General features: G+C 61.2%; 15 protein-coding genes and 3 pseudogenes. 10 read left to right on the forward strand and 8 right to left on the reverse strand.

The features are described 5' to 3' along the window. The 5 genes and pseudogenes from B7X30_RS08220 to B7X30_RS08240 form a co-directional block, all read left to right on the forward strand. Positions 1 to 568, forward strand: a 568-nt coding sequence (locus B7X30_RS08220) for a beta/alpha barrel domain-containing protein (protein ID WP_286730192.1), incomplete at its 5' end; no start/stop codon positions are given. 4 nt (positions 569 to 572) lie between these two features. After that, positions 573 to 1,130 (forward strand): annotated as a pseudogene (locus tag B7X30_RS08225) (TMEM175 family protein); the annotation flags it as partial. A 257-nt stretch (positions 1,131 to 1,387) separates the two neighbouring features. Continuing rightward, positions 1,388 to 2,143 carry a hypothetical protein gene (locus B7X30_RS08230; protein WP_286730193.1) on the forward strand — a complete coding sequence of 252 codons (756 nt, stop codon included), beginning with the start codon at positions 1,388 to 1,390 and terminating at the stop codon, positions 2,141 to 2,143. 155 nt (positions 2,144 to 2,298) lie between these two features. Continuing rightward, the gene (locus tag B7X30_RS08235) at positions 2,299 to 2,472 is read left to right on the forward strand and encodes a hypothetical protein (RefSeq protein WP_286730194.1); all 174 of its coding nucleotides are present in this window, start codon (positions 2,299 to 2,301) and stop codon (positions 2,470 to 2,472) included. Positions 2,473 to 2,536: 64 nt separating this feature from the next. Further along, entirely contained in the window at positions 2,537 to 7,591 is a 5,055-nt protein-coding gene (locus B7X30_RS08240) for a HEAT repeat domain-containing protein (RefSeq protein ID WP_286730195.1), read from the forward strand. Between the two features lie 34 nt (positions 7,592 to 7,625). On the opposite strand, the pseudogene B7X30_RS08245 reads toward B7X30_RS08240, so the two are convergent. Beyond that, a pseudogene (locus B7X30_RS08245) lies at positions 7,626 to 7,841 on the reverse strand (transposase); the annotation flags it as partial. 50 nt (positions 7,842 to 7,891) lie between these two features. Continuing rightward, on the reverse strand, positions 7,892 to 8,224 hold the full coding sequence (locus tag B7X30_RS08250) for a hypothetical protein (RefSeq protein ID WP_286730196.1): 333 nt from the start codon (positions 8,222 to 8,224) through the stop codon (positions 7,892 to 7,894). Between B7X30_RS08250 and B7X30_RS08255 the strand changes: the two are divergent. Continuing rightward, positions 8,181 to 8,395: pseudogene (locus tag B7X30_RS08255) on the forward strand (integrase); the annotation flags it as partial. The gene B7X30_RS08250 and the pseudogene B7X30_RS08255 overlap by 44 nt on opposite strands. Positions 8,396 to 8,403: 8 nt before the next feature. Here B7X30_RS08255 and B7X30_RS08260 read toward each other — a convergent pair. Further along, positions 8,404 to 9,699, reverse strand: a complete 1,296-nt coding sequence (locus B7X30_RS08260) for a Y-family DNA polymerase (RefSeq protein WP_286730197.1) — start codon at positions 9,697 to 9,699, stop codon at positions 8,404 to 8,406. Positions 9,700 to 9,708: 9 nt separating this feature from the next. Next, a complete protein-coding gene (locus tag B7X30_RS08265; protein ID WP_286730198.1) occupies positions 9,709 to 10,206 on the reverse strand; it encodes a LexA family protein in 498 nt (165 codons plus the stop codon). A 67-nt stretch (positions 10,207 to 10,273) separates the two neighbouring features. On the opposite strand from B7X30_RS08265, the gene B7X30_RS08270 reads away from it, so the two are divergent. Both B7X30_RS08270 and B7X30_RS08275 read left to right on the forward strand, forming a co-directional pair. Beyond that, positions 10,274 to 10,945 carry an SOS response-associated peptidase gene (locus B7X30_RS08270; RefSeq protein ID WP_286730199.1) on the forward strand — a complete coding sequence of 224 codons (672 nt, stop codon included), beginning with the start codon at positions 10,274 to 10,276 and terminating at the stop codon, positions 10,943 to 10,945. A gap of 190 nt (positions 10,946 to 11,135) precedes the next feature. Continuing rightward, entirely contained in the window at positions 11,136 to 16,124 is a 4,989-nt protein-coding gene (locus B7X30_RS08275) for a DEAD/DEAH box helicase (RefSeq protein ID WP_286730200.1), read from the forward strand. Between the two features lie 407 nt (positions 16,125 to 16,531). On the opposite strand, the gene B7X30_RS08280 is transcribed toward B7X30_RS08275, so the two are convergent. Genes B7X30_RS08280 through B7X30_RS08290 form a run of 3 tightly spaced genes read right to left on the reverse strand, consistent with a single transcriptional unit; the run spans position 16,532 to position 22,157 of the window. Beyond that, the gene (locus B7X30_RS08280; RefSeq protein WP_286730201.1) at positions 16,532 to 20,653 is read right to left on the reverse strand and encodes an NACHT domain-containing protein; all 4,122 of its coding nucleotides are present in this window, start codon (positions 20,651 to 20,653) and stop codon (positions 16,532 to 16,534) included. A 14-nt stretch (positions 20,654 to 20,667) separates the two neighbouring features. Further along, on the reverse strand, positions 20,668 to 21,075 hold the full coding sequence (locus B7X30_RS08285) for a DUF6375 family protein (RefSeq protein ID WP_286730202.1): 408 nt from the start codon (positions 21,073 to 21,075) through the stop codon (positions 20,668 to 20,670). After that, the gene (locus B7X30_RS08290; RefSeq protein ID WP_286730203.1) at positions 21,072 to 22,157 is read right to left on the reverse strand and encodes a radical SAM protein; all 1,086 of its coding nucleotides are present in this window, start codon (positions 22,155 to 22,157) and stop codon (positions 21,072 to 21,074) included. Before B7X30_RS08290 ends, B7X30_RS08285 begins: the two co-directional genes overlap by 4 nt. Between B7X30_RS08290 and B7X30_RS08295 the strand changes: the two genes are divergently transcribed. Both B7X30_RS08295 and B7X30_RS08300 read left to right on the forward strand, forming a co-directional pair. Further along, the gene (locus B7X30_RS08295) at positions 22,126 to 23,100 is read left to right on the forward strand and encodes a hypothetical protein (RefSeq protein ID WP_286730204.1); all 975 of its coding nucleotides are present in this window, start codon (positions 22,126 to 22,128) and stop codon (positions 23,098 to 23,100) included. The two genes, B7X30_RS08290 and B7X30_RS08295, sit on opposite strands and share 32 nt — an antisense overlap. A 100-nt stretch (positions 23,101 to 23,200) precedes the next feature. Further along, a complete protein-coding gene (locus B7X30_RS08300; protein WP_286730205.1) occupies positions 23,201 to 23,554 on the forward strand; it encodes a hypothetical protein in 354 nt (117 codons plus the stop codon). Positions 23,555 to 23,600: 46 nt separating this feature from the next. Here B7X30_RS08300 and B7X30_RS08305 read toward each other — a convergent pair whose 3' ends face one another. Then, complete coding sequence (locus B7X30_RS08305; RefSeq protein ID WP_286730206.1) at positions 23,601 to 24,176, reverse strand: PIN domain-containing protein; 576 nt, start codon at positions 24,174 to 24,176, stop codon at positions 23,601 to 23,603. Between the last annotated feature and the right edge of the window lie 58 nt (positions 24,177 to 24,234).

The following is a 24,234-nucleotide window of genomic DNA, read 5'->3' on the forward strand; positions in this document are numbered from 1 at the left end:
TTGTCACTCGGCGGAAGAGGCCATCACCGTGGCGCAGATGGCGCGCGAAATTTTCGGCACCCACTGGATCAAGCTCGAAGTCATCGGCGACGACTACACTCTGCAGCCCGACCCCTGGGGCACCGTGGCCGCCGCGCAAACTCTGGTGCGTGAGGGCTTCGCCGTGTTCGCCTACACCACCGACGATCTAGTCACTGCACTCAAGCTGCGCGACGCCGGTGTCGCCGCCATCATGCCCTGGGCCGCGCCCATCGGTACCGGCGCCGGGCCGCGCAACCTGCCCGCGCTGCGCACCCTGCGCGAGCGCCTGCCAGACAGCGTGCTGGTAGTCGATGCCGGCATCGGCGCACCCCACCACGCCGCGCAGGTGATGGAACTGGGTTATGACGCCGTGCTGGTGAACACCGCAGTGGCCGAGGCCGGCGACCCGGTGGCGATGGCCCGCGCTTTTACACTGAGCGTGCAGGCCGGCCGTCTGGCCCACCGCGCGCTGCCCATGCGCACGCGCGAAGTGGCGCAAGCCTCCACGCCCATGGTGGGCGTGCCGTTTTGGCATCAGGGGAGTTGAGCGCGTGAAAAAAGGACGTCTGGAAGCCTTCAGCGATGGCGTGTTCGCCATCATCATCACCATCATGGTGCTGGAATTGAAAGTGCCGCACGGCGAGCATCTCGACGCTCTGCTGCCGCTGTGGCCGGTCTTTCTCAGCTATGTGCTCAGCTTTGTCTATGTGGGCATTTACTGGAACAACCACCATCATCTGTTCCAGGCGTGCGACCGGGTTTCGGGCGCGGTCTTGTGGGCCAACCTGCACCTGCTGTTCTGGCTCTCGCTTTTCCCTTTCGTCACCGGCTGGCTGGGGGAAAACCACTTCGCCGAGCTGCCTGCCGCGGTGTACGGCATCGTGCTGCTGATGGCTGCGATGGCCTATTGGATTCTGCAAAACACGCTGATCGCCGCGGAAGGCGAGCGATCGGTGCTGCGGCGCGCCTTGGGCCAGGACTGGAAGGGCAAGCTCTCGCCAGTGCTCTACCTTGCAGGCATCGTGGTCAGTTTTTGGCAGGCAGGGGCGGCGCTTGCGTTTTATGTAGGGGTGGCGCTGCTCTGGCTGGTTCCTGACCGGCGGATTGAAAATCCGCGTGTCGACGGTTCGATTCCGCCCCTGGCCACCAAAAAATTCCTTAAAAATCAAGGGCTTAGATGGACACCCCCATCTAAGCCCTTTTTTCATTTTTTCTCATGTAGGCACCATGTAGGCAAATTAGAGCCGACTTGATCCAGCTGAATCCATGTCAGGCCCCTCTGTAGCATGTGCACTTCACTTCCGTTTTTGATCTGCCGCGTTCACGGTGCAGAATTTTTAGAACTGGCCACAGGAGAGCAAAAAGCATGATTGAGAAGTCGCCAGTGCAACGCGCCAAGCTCAGCCTACAAGTGCAGAAGGTGTTGCTCAAATACCTGCAGATGGATAGCTGGACGCCTGTGATGGCGGCGATGCTTTTCGCTGGGCTGGCACCCAAGGTCGGCTGCACAGCGCTTCCAGCAGACGGAGCCGTTGGTCTTGATGGGTCTGTCATTCGGGGCACACAAAACGCTTCCTTTTCAGCGGCCAGAAGAATTCTTGAGGAGTGGAATGACAACTGCGAGGATAACGGTGAGTTCCCGACTCAGTTGACCCCTGAGGCCTTCATGCTGTGGTGTATCGAAGGTCAGGTGCAGGAACGCCTGAGTGCCCTCAGGCCCCTTCCCTGGATCACCGTTTTCAAGAAGCTCTTTGACAACGGCCCACAGGCTGACCTTATCGATTTTGATCTGGCAGCCCATATTGCCAACACGGCCGAACCTCTTCAAACCATCCTCGACAGGATCGATGCGCTCGGACGGGCATCAACATCAGCGCAAGGCCCGATGCCACCCCAAACTTCCGCGAAAGTGACCGCCTATGGGGCAACCCAAAAAGGTGTACCTCCTCGGGCGTACCTCACCACGGAAGAATTGGCTTCAGCCTTGCACGTAGAGCCCGAGTCGATTCACAAGGCACGATCCAAGAGTGGTCACTATTGCGGCATCCAGCCCATCAAGCTGCCAAATCGCCGACTCGCATGGCCCATCGATGCAATCGAACGAATCACAAAAATCCAATGATTCGATATACCGCTTTGGCTGCTGCTAACTACAGGTTCAGCAAACGACAAAGATATCCGTCTCGACCAATCTGTATCGTTTAGTCCAGGGGAACGTCAGCAATGCAACCCGTTGCAGTCGCTCGGCCTCGCAAAAGTCCAATGGCCAGTGTCAGAGTGGAGCAGTCGTTCGGCGAGCTTCGTGAGTGGCAGAAGCTCGGCCAAGGCGGACGCTGGGTACCACCGGCGCCGACGGCTGCAATGCTTCAGGAAGTGGTCGCCGAGATCGTCGGCACTCCGGCTGTTCTGGGCGCCATCCCCAACTGGCTCACACCGGCCGGCCTCCATTGAACCCGGGGCGGTTCACTATCGCCAAAACGACCTAATATATTCAAGCGAAGCTCCAGGGGAAAACATGTCCGGCGGACGGATCGCGATAAGCGGCTTTGATTACCAAGCGATCGTCATTCTGGATCAGCTATTTGATCACTTCGACCAGCATCCTGGCGACGCGCGGGCACGACCTGAAGGCAAGGACGATTTGGATTTGGTTTGGACTGAGAACGGGCACGGCCGTCGCCGCTACGTTCAGGTCAAGAAGCCGCGCGAGACGGATCAGGGCATCCCCAAAAATCAGCCTTGGCGACTTCCCGAAGTCGCGGATGAACTTCTGCCAAACACCCTGGACCAGCTCGCGTCCTCGGACAGCCGGCAGGCCTGGATTTTGGGGGACGCCGTGCAGCCGGAAGTCCGGCGCCTGGTCGCGGCCAACTGCGCAGCGGCGGATCGAGAGGCGGAGCTCTACTGGTCGGTGGTTCACCTGATGGCTCGCGCCGCGGTATTGGACCAACTTCCCGGCGGGCAGCGGCGATCCCTTCTTAGATGGCGTTTCAAGAACCCGCCCAACATCGCCACTGACGCGCGTGATCTCCTGGTCGCCACCTACGGCCAAATGTTGAGCGCAGCAACTGCCGGCACCGACGTCGTGCGTGCCTATCAAGAGAGGGTTGCCTGGATCGACCAGCGACTTCCAGGGGTGCTCGCCCGGGTCGAAATTCTGGACGATTATGGGTCAGAGGCGGAGGTGGGCCAGCGCTTCAAAGACCGACTGCAGCGCGAATATCGCCTTTCACCCGAGGTTGTGGAATACAACCTGTTTGGCAATTTCCGATCCTTCATCAACGATGTCGCCAAACGGCCGGGAGAGATGATCGATCGGCAGGCTTTCGAAGTGCAGCTCCGCAGCGCCTGGCCGCAGATGAGTGCTGCGACAGAGCCTCCAATTCCACCAGAAAATGGGATTCTGAGATCAGACTTGACCGATGGACTGGTCAAGCCTGGATCCGCTACGGTCGTCGAGGTCGTAGGTATCTCCGGGTCTGGCAAGACGACGCTTGCCGCCCAGGCGGCCGCCGCGTTGGAGGACTACGATCCGGGGCGCCTTCCAATCTACGTCCGCGTGCGGGCAAACGCGGCATTTCGCGACGTGATGTCCGGAGTCGCTTTCCACCTTTTGCGCCGGGGAATACCCGACCTGTTCGCTCTCGCTGTGGAGAGCAAGCCCGCCAACGAGACGGTGATCGACCGTTTGGCGGAGATATGCAGTGGCCTATCTCGGCCAGTGCAGTTGCTGTTGGATCTGGCCGAGGGAACCTGCAACGCCCAATTCGGCCGGGACCTGGGACGATTTGCCCGCGCCTTGACGCCGGGGTCCTGCCGCCTCGTGGTGTTTGGCCAGCAGAGCACTTTTAGCGAGCTGAGCCCTGTCGAGACCGACAGCGCCGGCGTCCTCGCGATCAATATGCGCGGTTTCCGCTGGGATGAGTTCGTAAGCCTCGTGGGTCGTTACCACCTCGGCGCCGACCGGAGCGTGCTGTGGGAGATCTTCAATCGCATCACCGTTGGCCGGCCGGCCGGGCTCTATGCGCAACTGGCTGAGGCCGTGGCCCGCCAACCAACGCTCGACGCGATGCTCGCCATCGCGAGCAGACCGCCTGAGGATATGGTTTCGGCTGCGGAGCAAAACCGTTTCGATCAACTCGCGCCAGGCGCCAAGTCCGCGGCGGAGCGTCTTGTCTGCTTCGCTCTGCCATTTCGGCGGCACGATGCCGAGGCGGCTTTCCCGAATGAAAATGTCGGCACTGCCATTAAGGCACTCGTGGATCTTGGCCTGCTTCGGATCGAAGCTGAAGGCCTTCTGGAGATGCACGAAACCGTTCGCGCCGGGCTGGAGTCCGGAATCGCGCCAGCGGTGCGCCAGAGTGCCCACGGCGCCTTGGCAGAGTGGTACGGCGGACACGGCGATATCGCCGCGCAGATATTCCATCTCGACAAAGCGGGCCGTTCTGCTGAAGCGGAACTCCTTGGCCGAGAGGCATTTCTGCGAGGAGAGGCGTGGCGCAGTCTCGCCAGCTACGTGACCCGCCGGGCGCTGGTCTCCGCGCAAGAGGTCGTTGCCGTAGCCGCGCGACCCGAGCGCATCGCCGACTTCTATCTCCTCCGATCCATTCTGCCGGAACGCTCCTCAGAAGGAGTAGATGGTCTTCTCATGGATCTGTTGGCCCAGCAGCGTTCTCGCTATTTTGGTGACTATGATTGGGCGCGACCTGTGGTCGAAGCGATCCTCGCGCTCAATCCTCGTCGCTTCCAAGACCTCCTCGTATTTACGGTCGCCCAGGCAGCGAACGCCGCGGAGCGTCGACAAAGCCTGCCAGTGCTTTTAATTGCCGCCCGCTATGAACGCCAGTCGTCGACAGCCGAGATTGTCGCCTTCGCAAAGTCGCAACCAGAGGATGTTCAACAGCTGCTGTTGCCAGTCTTGCTACTAGACGGTGGGCGCGCTGCGCTTGCGCTTGCCTTTGAAATCTTTGCGCGTCCAACCGACAACAGGACTCATCGCGACGCCCCCTGGAGCGGCGTGAAGTTGACGGTCGAGCGGTGCGAGGATGTGGTGGAAATTCTGGCCGCCTTGCCGAAAATGTCGGCATCGGTGATGCTCGCAACCCGATCGCTCGGATTGGGGCCCATTGGGGCACTCATCTGGGCGGCGCGCCACGAGCTACGCTCATTTTGTGTCGACATTCTCGAGACCGATGGCGGCGAAGCCGAGGTCAAGACCAATGCTTGGCGGGTCCTACTCTTTATCGGTCACCCTGCGTTTGAGACTTTGGTCGACCCTCTAGCAGCCGATCCTATCTCTCAGGAGTACGCCCTCCTGGGGCCTGCCTTCGCACCCACTGCTTATGATGCTGCGCGATATCAGGGGATCCTGTTCGACCCATCCGCGCCGGCTCTCCGCCGTCAAGCCGCTCTAACGGTCCTTCTTTTCCTGGACGTGGATCTTGGGTCACTACGGAGTCGTCTGGCGGCTTTGCGGGTAGATCCGCTCGCCGGCTTTTGGGACAGGTTTTTTGTACTGCTCTTTGTTAAACAGCCGTTCGCTGCCGGCGTCCCGATACTGCAAGCCGAACTGGCGTCGCCGTCGGCTGCTTCGCTGCCGCCTTTGTTCTTTGCGTCCTGTCTCACCGCGGTTGCCGAAGCCGGGTGGTCCGAGGTCACTGACCTACTCATGCAAGGCGTTCAGCACGGCGACCCGTTGGTCCGAATTGCCTCCGCCGCTGGGCTTGCGCGCCGGCGCTCCCGACGCGCGGCGGAGGTGCTCCGGCATCAGATTGCCGTCGAGCCAGATCCTAAAGTCGCCCCGCTTCTCGCTCAGGCGCTCAGCGCATGCGGCTCTGCGTCGGCCAGCGATCTGGTAGCTAGACTCGCCTCGTCAGAACTCGCCCTATGGCAATGCATTGTCGCCATGCGGACGCGGGATGAAGGCTTCGCACCGCAGCTTGTCAAGCTTGCGACGGACTCATCGGTCCATTGGGTGGTTCGGCGCGCCGCCATCTGGGCGGCGGGTCGCTTACCCTTCGCCGCGGTCCTTCAAACGATCGCCCCAGCGATCTTGGCGGAAAGCACGCCCTTGACGATAGATCGTGATGACAACTTGCAGGCCCATGCTTCTCTCAGCGCCATGCTCCAGAATGGCGTGTCAGAGCTGCTGTCCGAGGGCGAAGCGAACTTCGTTGCGTTCATCACTTCGGCCCTAGAGCAGCAGTGGAGCGACCTGCTCGTCAGGGGCAACTTGCCGTTGCCATCCGATGCGGCACGATGGCTCTACGCGAGCTTGATGAGTGATCCGTCGCCAGCAGGTATTCAGCGATTGCTTAACGGAGTTCAGACGCCCCTTCTGCACGCGTCAGTCGTTAGAGCCTTTCGCCTTTGCGGTCGTACTCAGGATATTGAAGACGTGCTGACCAGCACGTCTTCAGTTTGGCTGGCGGCGAAGTGCCTGCAGGAGCGACGCCGAGCTCAAGACAACGATCCTGACCTGTACCCGCGGCTGCGCCGCATCGTAGCCACGTCGCCCTGCCGCGGGGCACCCCTGCTAGGTCGGATTGTCGACGAAATCGAAGCGGGTCGTCGCCATCCGGGGGCCGTAGCCAGCGCATCACAGATTACTAAGTCACCGGCGCCAACTTCGACCCAGCTTCTCGATTATTCGTCGGCGGTGCGTGCTCTTCGCGGTGCCCCTAACCTCGGGATCGATGCCGCCACACCTATCGCGCTTTCGCGCTTGGACCGGGAGGAAGTACAGAGACTCATCGCGCTGGCGGATCCTGCCAACGATCCTTCGACGGCCGTCGTCCGCTTCACACCCTCGATGACGTTCACCCCCGAAGGGCATGTTGTGGGCCGGGAGAGTTCGACATCGACTGGCGGCACGTCCACTCCTGAGCGACTTCGCCCCGCCATTGCTGCGGCTAACCGGTTCGAACTGCCTATGCCCTGGCACGGCGAGCGCTTGCGATGGCCTTGGATAAGCACCTACGGGGCACAATTCATCGCTAGCCTCGGCGCCCAGGGCGATGCCGATCGCCTCTACCAAGCGCTTGAGTCCGACGCCGACATCCTGCTGCCCTTTGTCGGATGCCCCGACGGCCTTAAGGCGACAGGACCACTTCTAGACGAGCGGCTAGCGCCTATCCTTCACCGCTACCTTGCGCTGGGCGACGATGCCTTTTTCGAGAGCCTCTGCAATTTGGTGCAGCAGATTTCGTCCCTGGCAGCCGTACCCCTTCTTTCCGGGTTGCTTAGGCGATGGGCATCCCGCTTCGACATCACGTCACCTGCCCTGCAGGCCGGAAATGTCGAGCTCTCGCGAGGCTTTGCGCGGCTCAGGGAGCACCCGCGTTTCCGCGATGTCGCTGGGTGGCGTAAGACTCTGGAGAACGCCTTGGCCGCGAACATGCCGTGGTTTCACAAGCAAGACATTGTGCGGGTCCTTGAGAGCGATCCGGGCTCCTATGTGATCGTCGAGAGTCGGCTGTCACGAGAAGAAGATTGGGTTCATTTCAGACGTTCAGAAATTGACAATCTGGACGAGGCAGCAGAAAGACTCTTCCACGAGATTTGTCCGTGACAGTAGCGCGTTGCGGGACAACTCGACCTACCTGCGTGTAGGGCGACAGGTAGGCCACCACCGCCGCGGGGCCTGCGAACGGGCGCTTGGCGTAGACCACCCACTCGGTGCGGCGCAGCGGCGCGAGCCACTGGGCGAAGGTGCGGGGTTCAGCCAGCGCCGCGAGCTCGCCGAAGAAGCGCAATCGTCCGCGCTTGTGCAGGCGCTGCAACTCCTCCAGGAAGCGGCGCCGGAACAGGCGATGGAGGAGGCAGCTCAGCATACAGACGACCTCAGCGACCGCTGAGCACACCATGGCTGTCATTGCCACAAGCGACGGCCAGTTCCCGCTTTGGCCGAGAAGTGTGAATTGACCTTCCGGCAGGTCTCGAAGTACAGCGGTCGTCCGGACGGCTGCTCGCCAGAATCCTCGAACGGCAGCAGATGGCCGGGTGCAGCCCTTGAGGTTTCGGCGCAAAGTTTGTGCGCGACCATCGTTGGAGGTCGTGCCGCCGTACCGTCTGCGGCTACGATCTCAAAGGAGATCGACATGAACACCCAAGCCTCTAGTACGCCGAGAAACCCCGCCCCGTGAAACAAGGGGAAAGTCATCGGGCAGAAGTCACCACTCAAATTGAAGGACATCTGTGCCATCCAGGCCCGCCTGGAAGTGGATCAGCACACGCGTGGCTTGCCTTGTTCAATCTCGCCTTGGACAGCAAACTCCGTGGCTGCGACTTGCTCGCCTTGCGCGTCCGTGACGTCTGCCACGGCGACGTTGTAGCCAATCGAGCGATCATCGCCCAGGCCAGAACCCTGAGCCCAAGTTTGGCTTAGCAGATCGCGCGCGGCAGATCGTGCAAGGACGTAGTGAAGCGCGGCGACAGGGTCGCCTGCCGCATTCCCCACTGCGGACGTTCCCGCCAGCCGGTCGCACCCAATCCCACCGTGCCGCGCCCGTAGCGGCGGTTGATCGCATCGAGCGTCTGCATCAGTTTGTCGTCGCCGATGGTGATGGTTGAGAACAGGTCCGGCTGCAACTGATCGGGGCGGCTCAAATCCATCAGCCACACCCCGGCCTTCTTGTAGGCGTAGCCGTCCTTGAGGAAGCCGCGCTGCATCTGACGGATGGTATTGAGCACCACGCGGGAGTCGCTGGTGGCGCGCGGCAGGTCAGTCGTGCGTTGCGGGTGATGCTGGTGCAGTTCAGGGCGGAAGTGGTCCGTGTTGGCGAAGATGCCGACGGCGCTGGCCACGAGGCCACGCGCGCGCAATTTCTCGCAGGCACGCATCGCGAAGGTGGCGAAAGCCTCACCAATGGACTGGTGATCCTCGACACGCTCACCGAAGGATCGGCTCACCATGATCTGCTGGCGATCAGGCTCGACTTCCTCCAAAGCAAGGCACGGCTCACTCGCGAGTTCACGCTGCGTGCGTGACAGCACCACGCCGAAGCTGTCCAGAATCAGGACGCGCGGCGCATCGCGCAGTTGCAGCGCCGTCTCGATGTTCATGCTGCGCAGTTTGGCCGCCCAGCGCCGCCCGACGCCCCACAGTTCGCCCACGGGCGTGGCGGCCAGCACTGCGGACAAGCCTTGCGGAGATAGCGCCGACAGGTCGGCCACGCTGCCCAGCTCGGCTGGATAACTGCCGGGTTTGCGCACGGCAGACTTGGCGACGTGGTTGCCGAGCTTGGCCAGCGTCTTGGTCGCGCCGATGCCGACGCAGTTAGGAATACCCGTCCATCGATGCACGCGCTCGCGCAGCTCGCGGCAGAAGGCCTCGCGCGAGCCGGGCTTGACGATGCCGGTGAGATCGAGGAAGGATTCGTCGATGCTGTAAGACTCGACGCGCGGCGCGACCTCGCGCAGGATGGCCAGCACGCGCGCGCTCATGTCGCCGTAGAGGGTGAAGTTGGCCGAACGGATTACCAGTTGGCGGCGCACGGCGGGCGGCACCTCAAAGATGGGTTGCCCCATCTTCACACCCAGCGCTTTGGCCTCGTCAGAGCGCGCGATGGCGCAGCCGTCGTTATTCGACAGCACCACCAGCGGCTTGCCGCGCAGTTCCGGCTGGAACACGCACTCGCAGCTCGCGTAGAAGTTGTTGCCGTCGATCAGCGCGAACACAGGGCGGCCTCACGACTGGCGACCGACGCGGCCATGCTCGCGGCGCATCTGGCGAGCGACACCGACCACGGCGAAGATTTCGACTTCGGTGTCTGGCGACAGCACGATGGGGGCGATGCGTGGGTTGCGGCTGTGCAGCTCGATGCGGTCATCGAAGACATGGAGCACCTTGCACACTGGCGCGTTGCCGTCCCACACCGCGATGACCACGTCGCCGTCCTGCGGGCGCACGCTGCGATCCATGATCAGCACGTCGCCGTCGCAGATCCCCGCCTGGATCATCGACCAGCCTGTGGCGCGGTAGAGGAAGGTCGCAGGCGGGTTGCGAACCAGCAGTTCATTCAAATCGACGCTGTCGTCCTCGAAGTCCTCGGCGGGCGACGGAAATCCCATCGCCACGCGCGCCGCGCCCATTGGCAGGCGCAACATGGGCGCTCCCACCTCGGCCTGTCCCATCAGGATGGCGCGGGTGTCGAGGGGATGGAGAGAAACACAGAGGCTGTTCATAAGAACAGTATTTAAGCACGGTCGCCCGCACAAGTCCCACGACGTTCGAAAGGTGGACAATTCCGCCATGTGCAATCGCTACGTCGCTGCCGATCCAGACGCCATCGAACGCCACTGGCGGCCAAAGACTGGGCAGCCGCGCGCGTGGTCCCCCAACGTGCATCCACGCGCACCGGGCCCGTTCATCCGGGCGGCGGACGGTGAGCGGGAACTGGTTGTCGGCCAGTGGGGGCTGATTCCATTCTTCGCCAAGGCTGCAAAGCTGGCCTACTCGACGAACAACGCCCGGTCGGAGGAGCTGGCGGCGAAGCCAACGTTTCGCGATCCGTGGAAGCGCGGGCAGCGGTGCATCATCCCGGCGACGTCGTTCGACGAACCCTGTTGGGAGACGGGCAAAAACATATGGTGGCGCTTCCGCCGCGCCGACGGCGCACCGTGGGGACTGGCGGGACTGTGGAATACGTGGGTGGACAATATCACCGGCGAGGTGGTCGAGAGCTACACGATGCTCACACTCAACGCCGACGCGCACCCGCTGATGCGACGGATGCACAAGCCTGAAGCCGACCTGCCACCGGACGCGCAGGACAAGCGGTCGGTGATCCCCATCGAGTTCGGCGACGTGGAGCAGTGGCTGTACGGGTCACTGGACGATGCGAAGAGCCTGCTCAAGCTCGCGCCGGTGGATGTGTTCGACGCCGGGCCGGTTTCCGCTGCGCCGCAGTCCTCACTGCTGTAGCGGTCTCCAACGACAACCGGGCATCTCTCGCTGTTGGCGTCGATGCCGATTTGAGCCCCATGCCGATCGGCGACTGAGTTATGGCCAGCACGCCGCATACGCCAATCCCGAAGCCGTAGCCGCGGCGATGATTTATTAGCCCATGCCCTGCCTAGAATCCCCGCAACACGCCCTCCGCCCCGACGCCCCCATGACTCCGTTATCCAGCCTGCTCGACACCTACCGCGACGCGGCCCAATCCGAACGAGAAAAAGGCTATTACTTCGAGAAGCTGGTCAAGGCGTACCTGCTGGCAGAGCCCGCCTGGCGGGACTTGTTTGGCGGCAAGGTGTTCTTGTGGGAAGAGTGGCGTACTGAGTGCAGGCAGCAAGGACAGTCTGATCCAGGCGCTGACGCAGGCATCGACCTGGTAGCCGTCGAAGACGTGGCGGACAACCCACGCATCTTTGCCATCCAGGCCAAGTTCTACGCCGAGGACGCCAAAATCCGCAAGGACGACGGCATCGATTCCTTTCTTTCGGCCATGGGCAAAAAGCCCTACACCGATGGTCTGCTGTTCCTCACCAGCTACACCGCCAGCCAGCATGTCAACGCCCTGGTGCAGCAGCGCGACAAGCCGGTGCAGATCATCAGCCTGTATGACCTGGAGGCCAGCCAGATCGACTGGGCGCGCTACCAGCCTGATCATGCACCGGCGCTCAAACCCAAGAAACAACTGCGCCCCCACCAGAAAACCGCACTGGAAAAAGTGACGGCCGGGCTGGCGGACGCCGACCGGGGCAAGCTCATCATGGCCTGCGGCACCGGCAAAACCTACACCGCCCTGAAAATCGCCGAGACGGTGGCGGGCGCGGGCAGGCGCGTGCTGTTCCTCGTGCCCAGTCTCAACCTGCTGTCGCAGACCCTCACCGAATGGACGCAGGAATCCGCTGTGCCGCTGCACAGCTATGCCGTCTGTTCCGATGAAGACGTCGGCAAGAAGCGCCAGGACGGCGACGATTACCAGACCCTGATTCACGAACTGCGCTATCCCGCCACGACCGACGCCGCGCGGCTGGCGCAAGCCATTGCGGCGCGGCACGACACCAGCCATATGACAGTCGTGTTCAGCACTTACCACTCCATTGACGTGCTGCACCGCGCCCAGCACCTCTTCGGCCTGGGGGCATTCGATCTGGTGGTGTGCGACGAAGCGCACCGCACCACCGGCGCCACCTTTGGCGACGACGATGAATCAGCCTTCGTGCGCGTGCACGACGCCGACTACCTGCGCGCCGCCAAGCGGCTATACATGACCGCCACGCCGCGCATTTACGGCGAAGTCGCCAAGAGCAAGGCCGAACGGGAAAACATCGTCCTGTGCTCAATGGACGACGAAGCGCTGTACGGGCGCGAGCTGCACGTCATCACCTTCTCCGAGGCGGTGAGCCGTGGCCTGCTGGTCGATTACAAGGTCATCGTGCTGGCCGTGGAAGAGGCCCACATCAATCGCCGCCTGCAGAACCTGCTCGCCGACGAAAGCAACTCCCTCAAGGTGGACGACGCCGCGCGCATCGTCGGCTGCTGGAAGGCGCTGTCCAAACAGGATTTGAGCAAAGACCTCATTGGCGACGACGCGCCGATGAAGCGCGCCGTCGCCTTCTGCCAGGTGATCGAAGTACAGAAAGGCGGCAAGACCCACAAGGTCAGCTCCAAACAGATCAAGGCCATGTTTCAGGCCGTGGTCGAGGCGTATCAGGAGCAGGAACACGCCTCAGACGACAGCAGTGAGCAGCCCGCCGTCGCGCTGACCTGCGAGGCCGAGCATGTGGACGGCGGCATGAACGCCAGCCAGAAAGAAGCCAAGCTCGACTGGCTCAAGGCCGAAACGCCCGACCACACCTGCCGCATCCTCAGCAATGTGCGCTGCCTCTCCGAAGGCGTGGACGTGCCTGCGCTCGACGCTGTGCTGTTTCTCACCCCGCGCAATTCGCAGGTGGACGTGGTGCAGTCGGTCGGGCGAGTGATGCGCAATGCGCCCGGCAAAAAGCGCGGCTACGTCATCCTGCCCGTCGTCATCCCCGCTGGCGTGGAGCCGCACGAGGCGCTCAACGACAACAAAACCTACGCCGTGGTCTGGCAGGTGTTGCAGGCGCTGCGCTCGCACGACGACCGCTTCGATGCTTTCATCAACAAACTCGACTTGATCGGCAAAGACCCCAGCAAGATGGAAGTCGTCGCCATCACCGACCACATCCAGAAACCAGCGGCCAAGCCTTCGCCCGAGCAGCGCAAGCGCAACCAGAACAGCGGACGTAGCCAGCACACCATCGGCGAGCCCAACACCGATCATCCCGAACAGGCGCAGGCCGAACTGCAATTCGAAATCGGCGAAATCGAACGGGCGCTGTATGCCCGGCTGGTGCAAAAGGTCGGCAACCGCCACCACTGGGAAGACTGGGCCAACGACATCGCCAAAATCGCTCGCACCCACATCGACCGCATCCACGCCATACTCGAAGACCCCGCCCATACCGCCGAGCGCACCGCCTTCGCCGCCTTTGCCAAAGAACTGCGTGACGATCTCAACGACAGCATCAGCGATGATGAAATCGTCGAAATGCTGGCGCAGCACCTCATCACCAAGCCGGTGTTCGACGCCCTGTTCGAAGGCTACAGCTTCGCCAGCCACAACCCTATGAGCCTCGCCATGCAGGCCGTGCTCGACCAATTGCAGGAACACCGGCTGGACAAAGAGGCCGACACGCTCCAGTCGTTCTACGAAAGTGTGAAAGTCCGCGCAGCGGGCATCGACAACGCGGCGGGAAAACAGAAGATCGTCGTCGAGCTGTACGACAAATTCTTCCGCAACGCCTTCCCCAAAATGACCGAGCGCCTAGGCATCGTTTACACCCCGGTCGAAGTGGTGGACTTCATCCTGCACAGCGTCGCGCATCTATTGCAAAGCGAATTCGGCCAGACGCTCGGCAGCCCCGGCGTGCATATCCTCGACCCCTTCACCGGCACCGGCACCTTCATCACCCGGCTGCTGCAAAGCGGACTGATTGAACCGGAGCAATTGCCCGCCAAATACAAGAGCGAAATCCACGCCAACGAAATCGTCCTGCTCGCCTACTACATCGCCGCCATCAATATCGAAGCCGTGTATCACGGCATCGTCGGCGGCGACTACCAGCCCTTCGAAGGCATCTGCCTCACCGACACCTTCCAGCTTTACGAAAAGGAAGACCTGGTCGATGCCCTGCTGGAAAAGAACAGCGCGCGGCGCAAACGGCAGAAAAAGCTGGATATTCGGGTCATCGTCGGTAACCCGCCGTATTCCATCGGGCAGGGCAGCCAGAACGACAACAACCAGAACGTCGGCTATCCACATCTCGATCAGCGCATCACGGACACCTACGCCGCGCGTTCCAAGGCGATGCTGTCAAAAGGGCTCTACGACAGCTACATCCGCGCCATCCGCTGGGCGTCCGACCGCATCGGCAAGAGCGGCATCGTCGGCTTCGTCACCAACGCCGGTTTTGTCGAAGCCAACACCGCCGACGGCCTGCGCAAGACGCTCGCCGAAGAGTTTTCCAGCCTGTACGTGTTTCACTTGCGCGGCAATCAGCGCACGTCCGGCGAACTGTCGCGGCGCGAAGGCGGCAAGATTTTCGGCAGCGGCAGCCGCGCGCCCATCGCCATCACCCTGCTGGTCAAAAACCCCGACGCCGCGAACCCTGGACAGATTCATTTCCACGACATCGGCGACTACCTCAGCCGCGAAGACAAGCTGGAAAAAATCGCCGACTACGCCAGCGTCGCGGGCATCACCGCAGCGGGTGGCTGGCAGGCCATCACGCCCGATGCGCATGGCGACTGGCTCAAGCAGCGCGACGACGGCTTCGGCGAATTTGTCGTGCTGGGCGACAAGAAAACCGACGGTTTACGGCTGTTCGAGAACTTCTCGCTGGGCGTGGTCACAAACCGCGACGCGTGGTGCTACAACGCTTCCAAGTCAGGCGTGAGCGCCAACATGACGCGCATGATCGCCTTCTACAACAGCGAAACCGCACGCTTCCAGCAGGCCCACCGTCATCTGGACAAAAAAGCGCGCGACGCTGCCGTGGACGATTTCATCGACACCGACCCCACGCGAATCAGTTGGACGCGTGCGCTCAAGGCGGAATTGAGCAAAGGGCGGCAATTCGCGTTCGAGCCCGCCAGCCTGATCCCCAGCCTGTACCGGCCTTTCACCAAGCAATGGCTGTATTTCAACCGGCGCTTCAACGAAATGGTGTTGCAGATGCCGCGCATTTTTCCGGATGCGGCGGCGAAAAACTTGGCGATATGTGTGGCGGGTGTCGGTGCGAAATTCAGTTTTTGTGCTTTGATTGTCGATACTTTGCCGAATCTGGGCATGGTTGATATTGGCGTAACCCAATGCTTTCCGCTCTACCTCTATGAAACCGGAGGGGAAGCGGAAGACGCACCCGAGACACCGAAGCAAGACGCACTCTTTGCCAGCGAGCATAAGCCCGCCACCAGCCAGCGCACCCGCCGCGATGCGATCACCGACGCCGGGCTCGCGCATTTTTGCGCGGCGTATTCGAGCGAGTCGATCAGCAAGGAAGACGTGTTCTATTACGTCTACGGCCTGCTGCATTCGCCCGACTACCGCGAGCGCTACGCCGACAACCTCGCCAAGGAACTGCCGCGCATCCCGCGCGTGAAAACCGCGGCGGATTTCTGGGCGTTCTCCCAGGCCGGGCGCGATCTGGCTGCGCTGCACCTGAATTACGAAACCGTCGAGCCCTACCCGCTGCAGATCGAAGGCGGCGGCCTGCTGCTGACCGACGCCGACTATCGCGTCGAGAAGATGCGTTATGGCAAAGCCGGCCAGAACAAAGACCTCACCACCCTGCACTACAACGACAAGATCACACTGACCGGCATTCCGCTCGCCGCCTACGACTACGTCGTCAACGGCAAGCCTGCGCTGGACTGGGTGGTCGAGCGCCAAGGGGTGAAAACCGACAAGGCCAGCGGCATCGTCAACGACGCCAACGATTGGGCGATTGAAACCATGCACAACCCGCGCTACCCGCTGGAGCTTTTCTGCCGCGTGGTCATGGTGAGCCTGGAGACGATGAAGATCGTGCGGAGCTTGCCGGGTTTGGACATCCTGGCCTCACACTGACCCGGATCATTCCATGATCAGCATGGACATCGAAGAGCATTCCGGCCATGTCTTTCAGCATCGGCCCGCTCCTGCGTGAATTCCAGTGGCAGCATAAGGATAGATGGCGGGCCGCCACTTGGCGCGCCTTGTGTATGCATTGAATATGCATAATTGCACCGGTGGACATTGAGTTTGATCCGCCAAGGCCGGTCCGCATTGCGGGCTGCGCTCCCCGGTGCTTTGACAGCGACTAGACCGCCTGAACGGGAGGAATAATCCTTCTCCCCGATAGTCCTGTAGGCCAGCAAGAAGTCCGCCACCGCCCCTTTGAGATGGAGCCACCGCCTTTGCCGGCAGATTTGCATTCGACACATCCATCCTGCAATGCGCCAAGTATCCAAGTACAAGTCGTCTCGCGTTCACAGTCAGGCATCGCCCGAAGTCAGTCGCTTTTCCCGTGCCCCCGCAATCCGGTCGGCCAGCGGTGCAGCCATCGCTCCGACGGCATGGTCGAACGCCGGTCGAATGACTGCTCGCTTGTGGATGTGCTTGTGATCAGCTAAGAATCCATGCAAGCTTCGACTCTCACCCGCCCGGTAGTGCAGCCCGCGCTCGCCCCAAACAAGCCAGACCAGGGCCTTGCCGGTTGCCGCCAGGTAACGCTCGAGCAGATCGGCTCGCAGGTATGAAAGATGGCCGTGCGCCTCCTTGTCGTCTTCGCCGACCTCGCGGTACAGGGAAGCGGCACCCTGCTTGTCATGGAGGTCCCACTGACCTGCGCGGTAGCTCAAGCCCAATGCCTCACAAAGCTCAGTTGACGGAAACTCCGTCCCGCCATGCGGATTGAGCTGGCTGTGGTAGCTCTCCCAGCGGTATTGCTGCACCGGAATCGTTACCGAAACACCCTCCCCCGACCAGCGGTCCGTTGAAACTTTGCGGAACTTGTCCTCGTCTTCAGTTTGCCCCCATGGTGGCATTCCTGGAGCAGTCTCGAACGGCATTTCGCCCGCATAGGTATAAAAACTCTCTCGGGAAGCAGGTATGGCGTCGTTGCCCGGATATTCCATGCCAGCAAAAATCTTCGTCAGTGGCTCGACGTCTGCTCGGTCGACCAGTAGCCCGCGCAGGAAGCTGAAAACCTGCCGGTAGTCACCCTTGGCGTTTTGTTCGATGAACCCGTCGAGGAGCACCCAGGGCCCGGCGATTCCATCGAGCTCGGGGCTTTCGAGCAGATTCTGATAGTCGGGGCGTGGGCCATCGACTATCCAGCCTTTCAGCTCGGTGGGATGGCCGTTGAAAAGCTCCGGCAGCTGAAACGTCAGGTGTCGCGGCTTGGGCGGGAACGTCGGGTCGATGTCAACATCGGACGGCCGACCATCATTGCGCATCGGGTCCAGCAGCCCGTGGTCGGAACGCTGACCCCACATCTCGAAGTAGGCAATCCAGCCATATTTCTTGCCGTAGCGGTCGACCTTTTCTTTGTCGCCATCCTGCTGACGCCAAGAGTTCAGCTTCCTATCAATGGGATCGAACACCTCCGGGTCGTATCCCAGTTGAACCATCCGTGTGACGATTGCCTTTCGGACGGCGATGTAGCCCGGGTGCTCATAGTCGTAGTTTGTACGACCCGGGATGAGCCGGCCGAAGGTGTAGTTGCCGAAATCCATGGTGATTGCCGCGTGGTCAGCCTTCTCGATGTCGTCCGCCGGAATAGCAGGCGGCGAATCGAAGGGAGACGGCATGTGAGCGAACGGCGGACAGAGGTACGCGGCATCCGCGGTCGAAACGCAGTCAGATTCAATCTTCTGGGCGAGCCCCACGATGCCCAGACAGTACTGTCGCAGCAGCGCATGGCGCGTTGGAGCCACGGCGCCAGGGGCAAAGACAGTACGCACGATGGCCTTCGCCGTCGTGGGAAGCGTCTGCCGCATGGCAGCAGCCGACGAATCGGCCCAGCTCGACAGGGCGGCTCCGTAGCCCGCAGCGAACATTCGCTCAGGGACATAAGTATCCGAGCAGTTCAGCGATTCCAAAGCCAGTTCGAAGTACTGCGCTGGTTGCTTTAGGGCGAACGCGTATAGCGCGCGGGTGGCCAGGTCTCTCAGGTAGCGAACGGTGGAGGTCAGCGTCCACATCACCCACCGAGCGCGACGGAGCTCGGCCGGGCCAAGAGTCTCGTTCTCCCATCGCTCGGAGAGGAACATCAAATCGCGTTCGATTTCTGTCGATTTCGCCCGCAGCCACTCTGACCACACGAAGTCGCGCTGGGTGTTGGTCATCTTGCTGAGCACCGTGTGCAGGAAGTTTGCGTCGTAAGGGTGCGCTTGAGCGGCGCGGGTTGCGCGCAGCCTGTTGAATGCGAGCGTGGCGAATTTGCTGCTGGAGTCCAACATCGCTTCCGCGAATCGGTCGGCGGTTTCGCGTCCAATCTGCGAGGGGTCCGAATGGGCAGTGTGCAGGAGCGCACGCAACGACAAGTTGCCCGGCAGCTCTTGCCAGAGCTGTCGCTGACCACCCTTGCCGGGATACAAGCCGACCAAGGCGTAGAAGGCATCGCTAGCGAAGGTGTGCGAGCCGGGCTTGCCGGCGTCGAGCTTCTTCTGGTTCTCGGCGTTCTGGACCCATTGCGTCACGTCGCCGCTGTTGAGGATGTACTTGGCCAGCATGTGTCCGGCCATCAGGTCGTACGAGAAGGCGATTCCCTGTTGACCCTGCTCGAACGCGGTGCGAATCAGGATGCCCTCGGACTCCAATGCCCGGATGATGCTGGCGTCCCAGCTGCTGCCTCCGTCGATCGTCGCGCGGGCGACGTCAAACGGCATGCTGCGGGCGTTGTTGTCCCAGAGCGAGGCAGCGACTTTCCTCATCGCCGCGTGCACCTCGTCCTGGAAGAGCCGTCGCGAGCTCGGAGAAAGGTCCGCCACGCGCACTGCGACCCGTTTGAAGTGCTCTTCGAACAGTGCGACCTGCGAGTTCGGCAGCGCTTCGACGCCTACCGTGTGTTGCCGTCCGGCATTGGCCACTTCGCAGTAGATGCGCAGGGTCAGCGGATGTTGCAGCAACTCCAACGGTAGGTCGGCGTCGGTCTTATCGATTTTGTAGAAGGCGAAGTACTTGTCGATGGCTGCTTGGGGGTCGTCCTTGAAGCCGTTTAACTCAAATCGGTGGGACGTGGGCGACTCGCCCATCCCCTCTGGTAGGCAGTCCTCCGCGAATTCATTGCGCAGGGTCGTGACCAATAGGACGTAGGGGAACGCCTTCAAGAGCTCGTCGGCCCGTGAGAGCAGTTCCTTCCAATTCCGTGGGTCTTCGGATTCATTCAATCCGTCGATGACGATCGGCAAGCGCCTGCCGGCCCGGTGACCCGCCGCGTCAACGGCCTCGACAAGTCGTTCGAACGTCTCGACCGACTTTCCGTTCACCTTGAACCTGGACGCCAGGTCGTCGAGCGTCTGACCCGCATGGAGATCCTTGCCAAGGAGCAGCACGCCACCCGGGAAGGCCCCCTCTGGCTGTGTCACCTTGACGCACATCTCGGACTTGCCTTCGCCTGCCGCAGCCAAAACGTAAAGCGTCCGTGCCCCAAGAGACTCGCCCAGCTGCGTCACTTCAGTGGCGACGGCGTGTAGGTCGGCCACGAGGTTTGCGCTCTGGGGTGCGCAAGCCGCGCGTGCCCCTCGTAGCTTGGACAGGAGTCTTCGATAGTTGGTCGGGCTGGCGGGCATGGTCACTAGAAGCCGCTTGATCGCATCGAAGTCGCCATCGACGACTGCGGTGTAAAGCTCCTCGAGCAGCACGGCCGAATTTGCCACGTACGTGAGAAACAGCTCCATCTCGGTCTGCAGCGGTGTGGGCAGCGCCGTCGTTTCAGGCGCAATCTCGGCTGCTGCGGCGCGAAGACTCGCGGCCAAGTCGGCGATTGACTGCCACGCGTCCTGGCCGCCCAAGCAGCGCATCGCGTTCTCTTCGGCGTCCTGCACCACGTGGACTTCGGGCTGGTACCGACGCTGGAATGGGGCCGCGGCAATCTTGTACTGCTGCGCCAGCAAGTCGGGGGTGATGACCAGCTCGCCGAAATAGGTTTCCCTGAGCAAAGCGCCAGGCCCAGCCAGGAGCTCTTCGACATCGTCCGCAGTGAGCAGGTCGAGCTTGAACTGCGAGTACTTTGAGCTCAGCCCGTAAAACCAAGTCTGGTCGTCCTTGACGAGCGGGTAGCGCGTCCACAACTTCCAGTCGGTGGCACCAGGGACATGCGCCTGCGTCTTCTGAAGACCTTCCTCAATCTTCGTGCGTTGCGCGGCGGTCAGCTTGGCGCCGCGCGCCGACTGGTACCACTTGCACTGCCAGCCGATCCACTGCGGAGGCCTGCCAAGCACGCAGTCTTCCGTCAGCTGGAGGTGGAATTCAACACCGGGCTGGTTAGCCAGTTCCCTGAAATGCCCGAAGCGCCCGTAATGGCGACGCACCAGGGAACGGCAAAGCTTCTCGAAGTTGGACGTGGCAGCGCCAGGCAGTTGCGTGAAGACATCCCAGTTTGCTTGAGGCATCTCGTTCTCGGACCTCAATCAGCCAGTGGGGACTTGTCGGGGTAGTGGTGCGCGGAATAGACCTCCACCCGCGCCCCACTTTCGACGAAGAGCTTGATGAATGCCGAAACGTCCGCCTCATCGGTTGAAATCATGATGGTGTCGCCATCCCGCTTGAAGGAATGCTCGAAGTTGAACTGCCCTAGTTCCTCCGGTGCCAACGTGTAGAGTTGGAATTGCTGGATGAGCGCCATCATGCCGTCCGAGAACCGTTGGTCTTGCGGGGGAGCGTGCGCGATGGCATACGCGTCGTCCTTGGTCGCCTGTGCCTCCAGCTTCTTGATGACGTCGGCAACGTCCTCGGCGTCCTTGGCCTGCTTGAACTTCCCGATGAGAACGAGGTTCATCGAGTGCTCGGAGCTATAGCCCGTCCAGATTTTCATGAGTTCGTTCCTCGTTGAATCCCAAAAGTGTTTTGCAGCCGGTCGAGAGCGGCCATCACTCCGGTCTCACCGATTGGGGCTGAAGCCGCAGCGTAAGAGCTCGCGCGCAGCATGCCCGATGCATCGATGTGTGCGTACGCACGCAGCCCCCTCTCGCCAGGCAGCGGGTCGCATGTCGGCAGTCCGTCCGCACCAGCCTCACTGATCGCGAGTCGAACCGGCCCGGCGTAGTTACACACCCACTCCTTCAGCCTTTGGGCAAGCGCCTGGCTGACTCCACCCACGGCGACGGTCGCCTGTTGCGGCAAGAGCAGCAACTCGGTCGCTTTGAACCCATGCGCCAGGTCGGCAAGCGCATCGAGCTCGTCGATGGTTCGGTGGTTAACCACCACGTTGAGGCCGAAGGGAAGCACCCGGGCCAAGCTGCCGAGCCGTACGACCAATTCGTCGTACTTCCTACCACGCTGCGTTTCGTAGGTGGCACCAACGCCGTCCACGCTCACCCGGACGAAATTGACGCTCTCCGCAAGCGATTGCAGGAGTTGGTCGGTGAGCCTGTGGCCGTGGGTCGTGAACGTGACGGCCAGCCGGGTCTCCCGCGCCGCCCGGCGGCAAATCACGGCGAACTGCGGGTGCAGCGTCGGCTCGCCGCCGCCGAATCCCACCGCGAAGCAGCCCGCGTTATCTAGTTCAATCAACCAAGCTAACACCTGATCAGCCGTCAAGGAGGCCTTCGTTTTCGGCGCGTAGCAGTAGGCGCAATGCAAATCGCAGACATTCGTGAGCGCAACGGAAACCTGTCGCGGCGCTCGAGACCAAGAATTTTGCGCCGGCCGCACCTCGTCTATCAAGACATTGATGCCGGAACGTCTGTCGAAAAAGTGGTGCCCATCTGGGCCGAGTCTGGCCTTCACGCCATATTGTTGCTCATAATCCCGGCGGCGCGGCGCATAGAGTGAATGAAAGGACTGCGGCGATACCTGCGTGGTCGACTCTACAGAACGGGGTTGTGGCCGCCCCACGCCATGAAAACGAACGGACTCAACAAGAATGAAAACCAGTCTCGATGATGACGAATTCAAGCAGGTCTACCTCGAAGGAAAACTGGCCATCGACTGTCTTGAGATCACGTTGACTCAAAACGGCGCTGACAACCCGAGGGTCTACGAGCTCGTCGGTTCGCTCTTCGTCAATCCTGAAAACGGTGTCGAAGCTCGATTAGTGTGGAAGCGGGACGCCGATCATCCATACGATCAGTTTGCTTCGCTCAATGCGATGCAACGCATCCAGTCCGGGGACATCTTTCCCGAAGATCACTATTTCAGTCTCCGAGCTCTCGACACGGCTGGCCGCGCATGGACGCATCCGGCGGTCTTCTTAAAACGTGACGAACTGCAGCAGGCAGAGATTTTGACGATCTCTTGCGACTTCATTCAGATTGAGTTGGACGCCCCCGACCAGCGGACTTTGGCTCACTTTGTTTTCCATGATGAGCTCGGCATACGAATGAACACGGCCCATTCCTTGACTGAGCCGGTCCGAAATGGAAAGCGTCACAAGACAAAGAGCGCCGCAGCCAAGGAAGTCGTCGATGGCCTTGAGATCGACTACTACCCGGTCCTTGCCGTCAAGGCCGGTAGCGCCCACGAGCTCTCGGCGGTGGCTAAACCGGGGACATCTCCTATCAGCCATTTCGATGGCCGCCTGCTGGAGGCCATTCAGTTTTCTGTAGCCAAGCTGGCCTGGCCCATCATGCGGGAGGTGATCCAAGGAGGAAAGCAAACGATCACGCTTTCAAAATCCAAGCCGTTCAACAACGGTCATGTTCAGTCGGCCGTTTCTGGCTATGCGCATGCTGACTTCTACCACCTAATGGAGCGCTATTACCAATATGCCTGTTTGGAGGCCGGGGGCGACGAGGCCCCGCCTCTTTCGAAAAAGATTGGCGGTCTCTTCACGTTGAAGGGAGTCTGGCTCGATACGATCGCGTTGCTGCTGGGCGTCACTGTCGAAAGCCTTCTGTGAGCCTATCTATAAAAAGCTAGGTGCTCCCGACAACGAGGTTCGTCTAAAGATTGACGGGCTCATCGACTATGTGAAGGAGAGCGAGTCGCTGGACCCGACCTTGAAGACGCGGGCCGAGAACATCATGGGCGGGATGAAGTCAAGCAGCGCGAGCGACAGACTTCATGTTCTGGCCAAGGCCGGCGTGGTCGACGAAAAAGACATCAAAGCCTGGAAGTCAATCAGGCACGCGGCCGCGCATGGGGGGCTCGATGTTGATCCGTCTGAGCTGCAAAGCTTGCTCGAACGGGTCAATCGCTTGGTGGCCATGACCTACAAGCTCGCGTTTTTCAAGATCGGCTATAGAGGAATGTATACGGACTATGCGACGCGGGGATGGCCCTCGGTGCAGTTCGATGCCGACGCATGCAAGGTGAGGCTGGATGCACTGACCCAAGATCCGAACAAGGCTTAACCGACGATTTCCGACCCTGGCCAAGTTCCTTTCATTGAGCTGCGCGTCACGGCATCGAATTGAGCCTGCATTGCAGCGCCATCTCGTAGGCCTTCTCGAAATGCGGAGCGAGCGGACGCTCCATCGACTGGTGCTGCGCAATGACGGTCGCCTTGTCCGCGTCGCCAAGGCGGCCTTTGAATATTAGCCAAGCAAACAGATGCGAAGTGGTTTGCGCGAGGGCATGGCCTGAATCTTCAGCCAGCTTGCGCGCCTTCATGTCGTCGGTGATGACGGCTTGGCCAATCTTCATGGCGAAGGCGATGGAGGACAGCTCACCCTTGCCCAGCTTTTTCCTGCTTTCGAGGAGCTTAATGGTCTGCAGGTCGCCGATGTCGCAGGAGTGGGCGGCGAAGCCGCCCCGGGCCTGCTCTTGCGTCAGCCGTCGCATCAACTCGGTCTCTGCTGGAGACGGGGCCCTTCGCGGCTTGGTCAGGCATTCGTAACGCACGAAGCTGGTGACGCAGAACTCGCAATGCGCCTCTTTGGCGGCGGAGTGCAGCCGAGCCGACGACAGCACGTTCCATACCGAACAGGTGTCAGCGACATTGATCAGATGGAATTTCGACGGATCAATGGCCATGGAGTGTCCGGCCATAGAGGTTCGCAAGTTCGGCGAGCTCGCCGTGGCTGCACAGCAG

The organism is Thiomonas sp. 13-64-67, from assembly GCF_002282795.1.
Classification (GTDB): Bacteria; Pseudomonadota; Gammaproteobacteria; order Burkholderiales; family Burkholderiaceae_C; genus Thiomonas; species Thiomonas arsenitoxydans.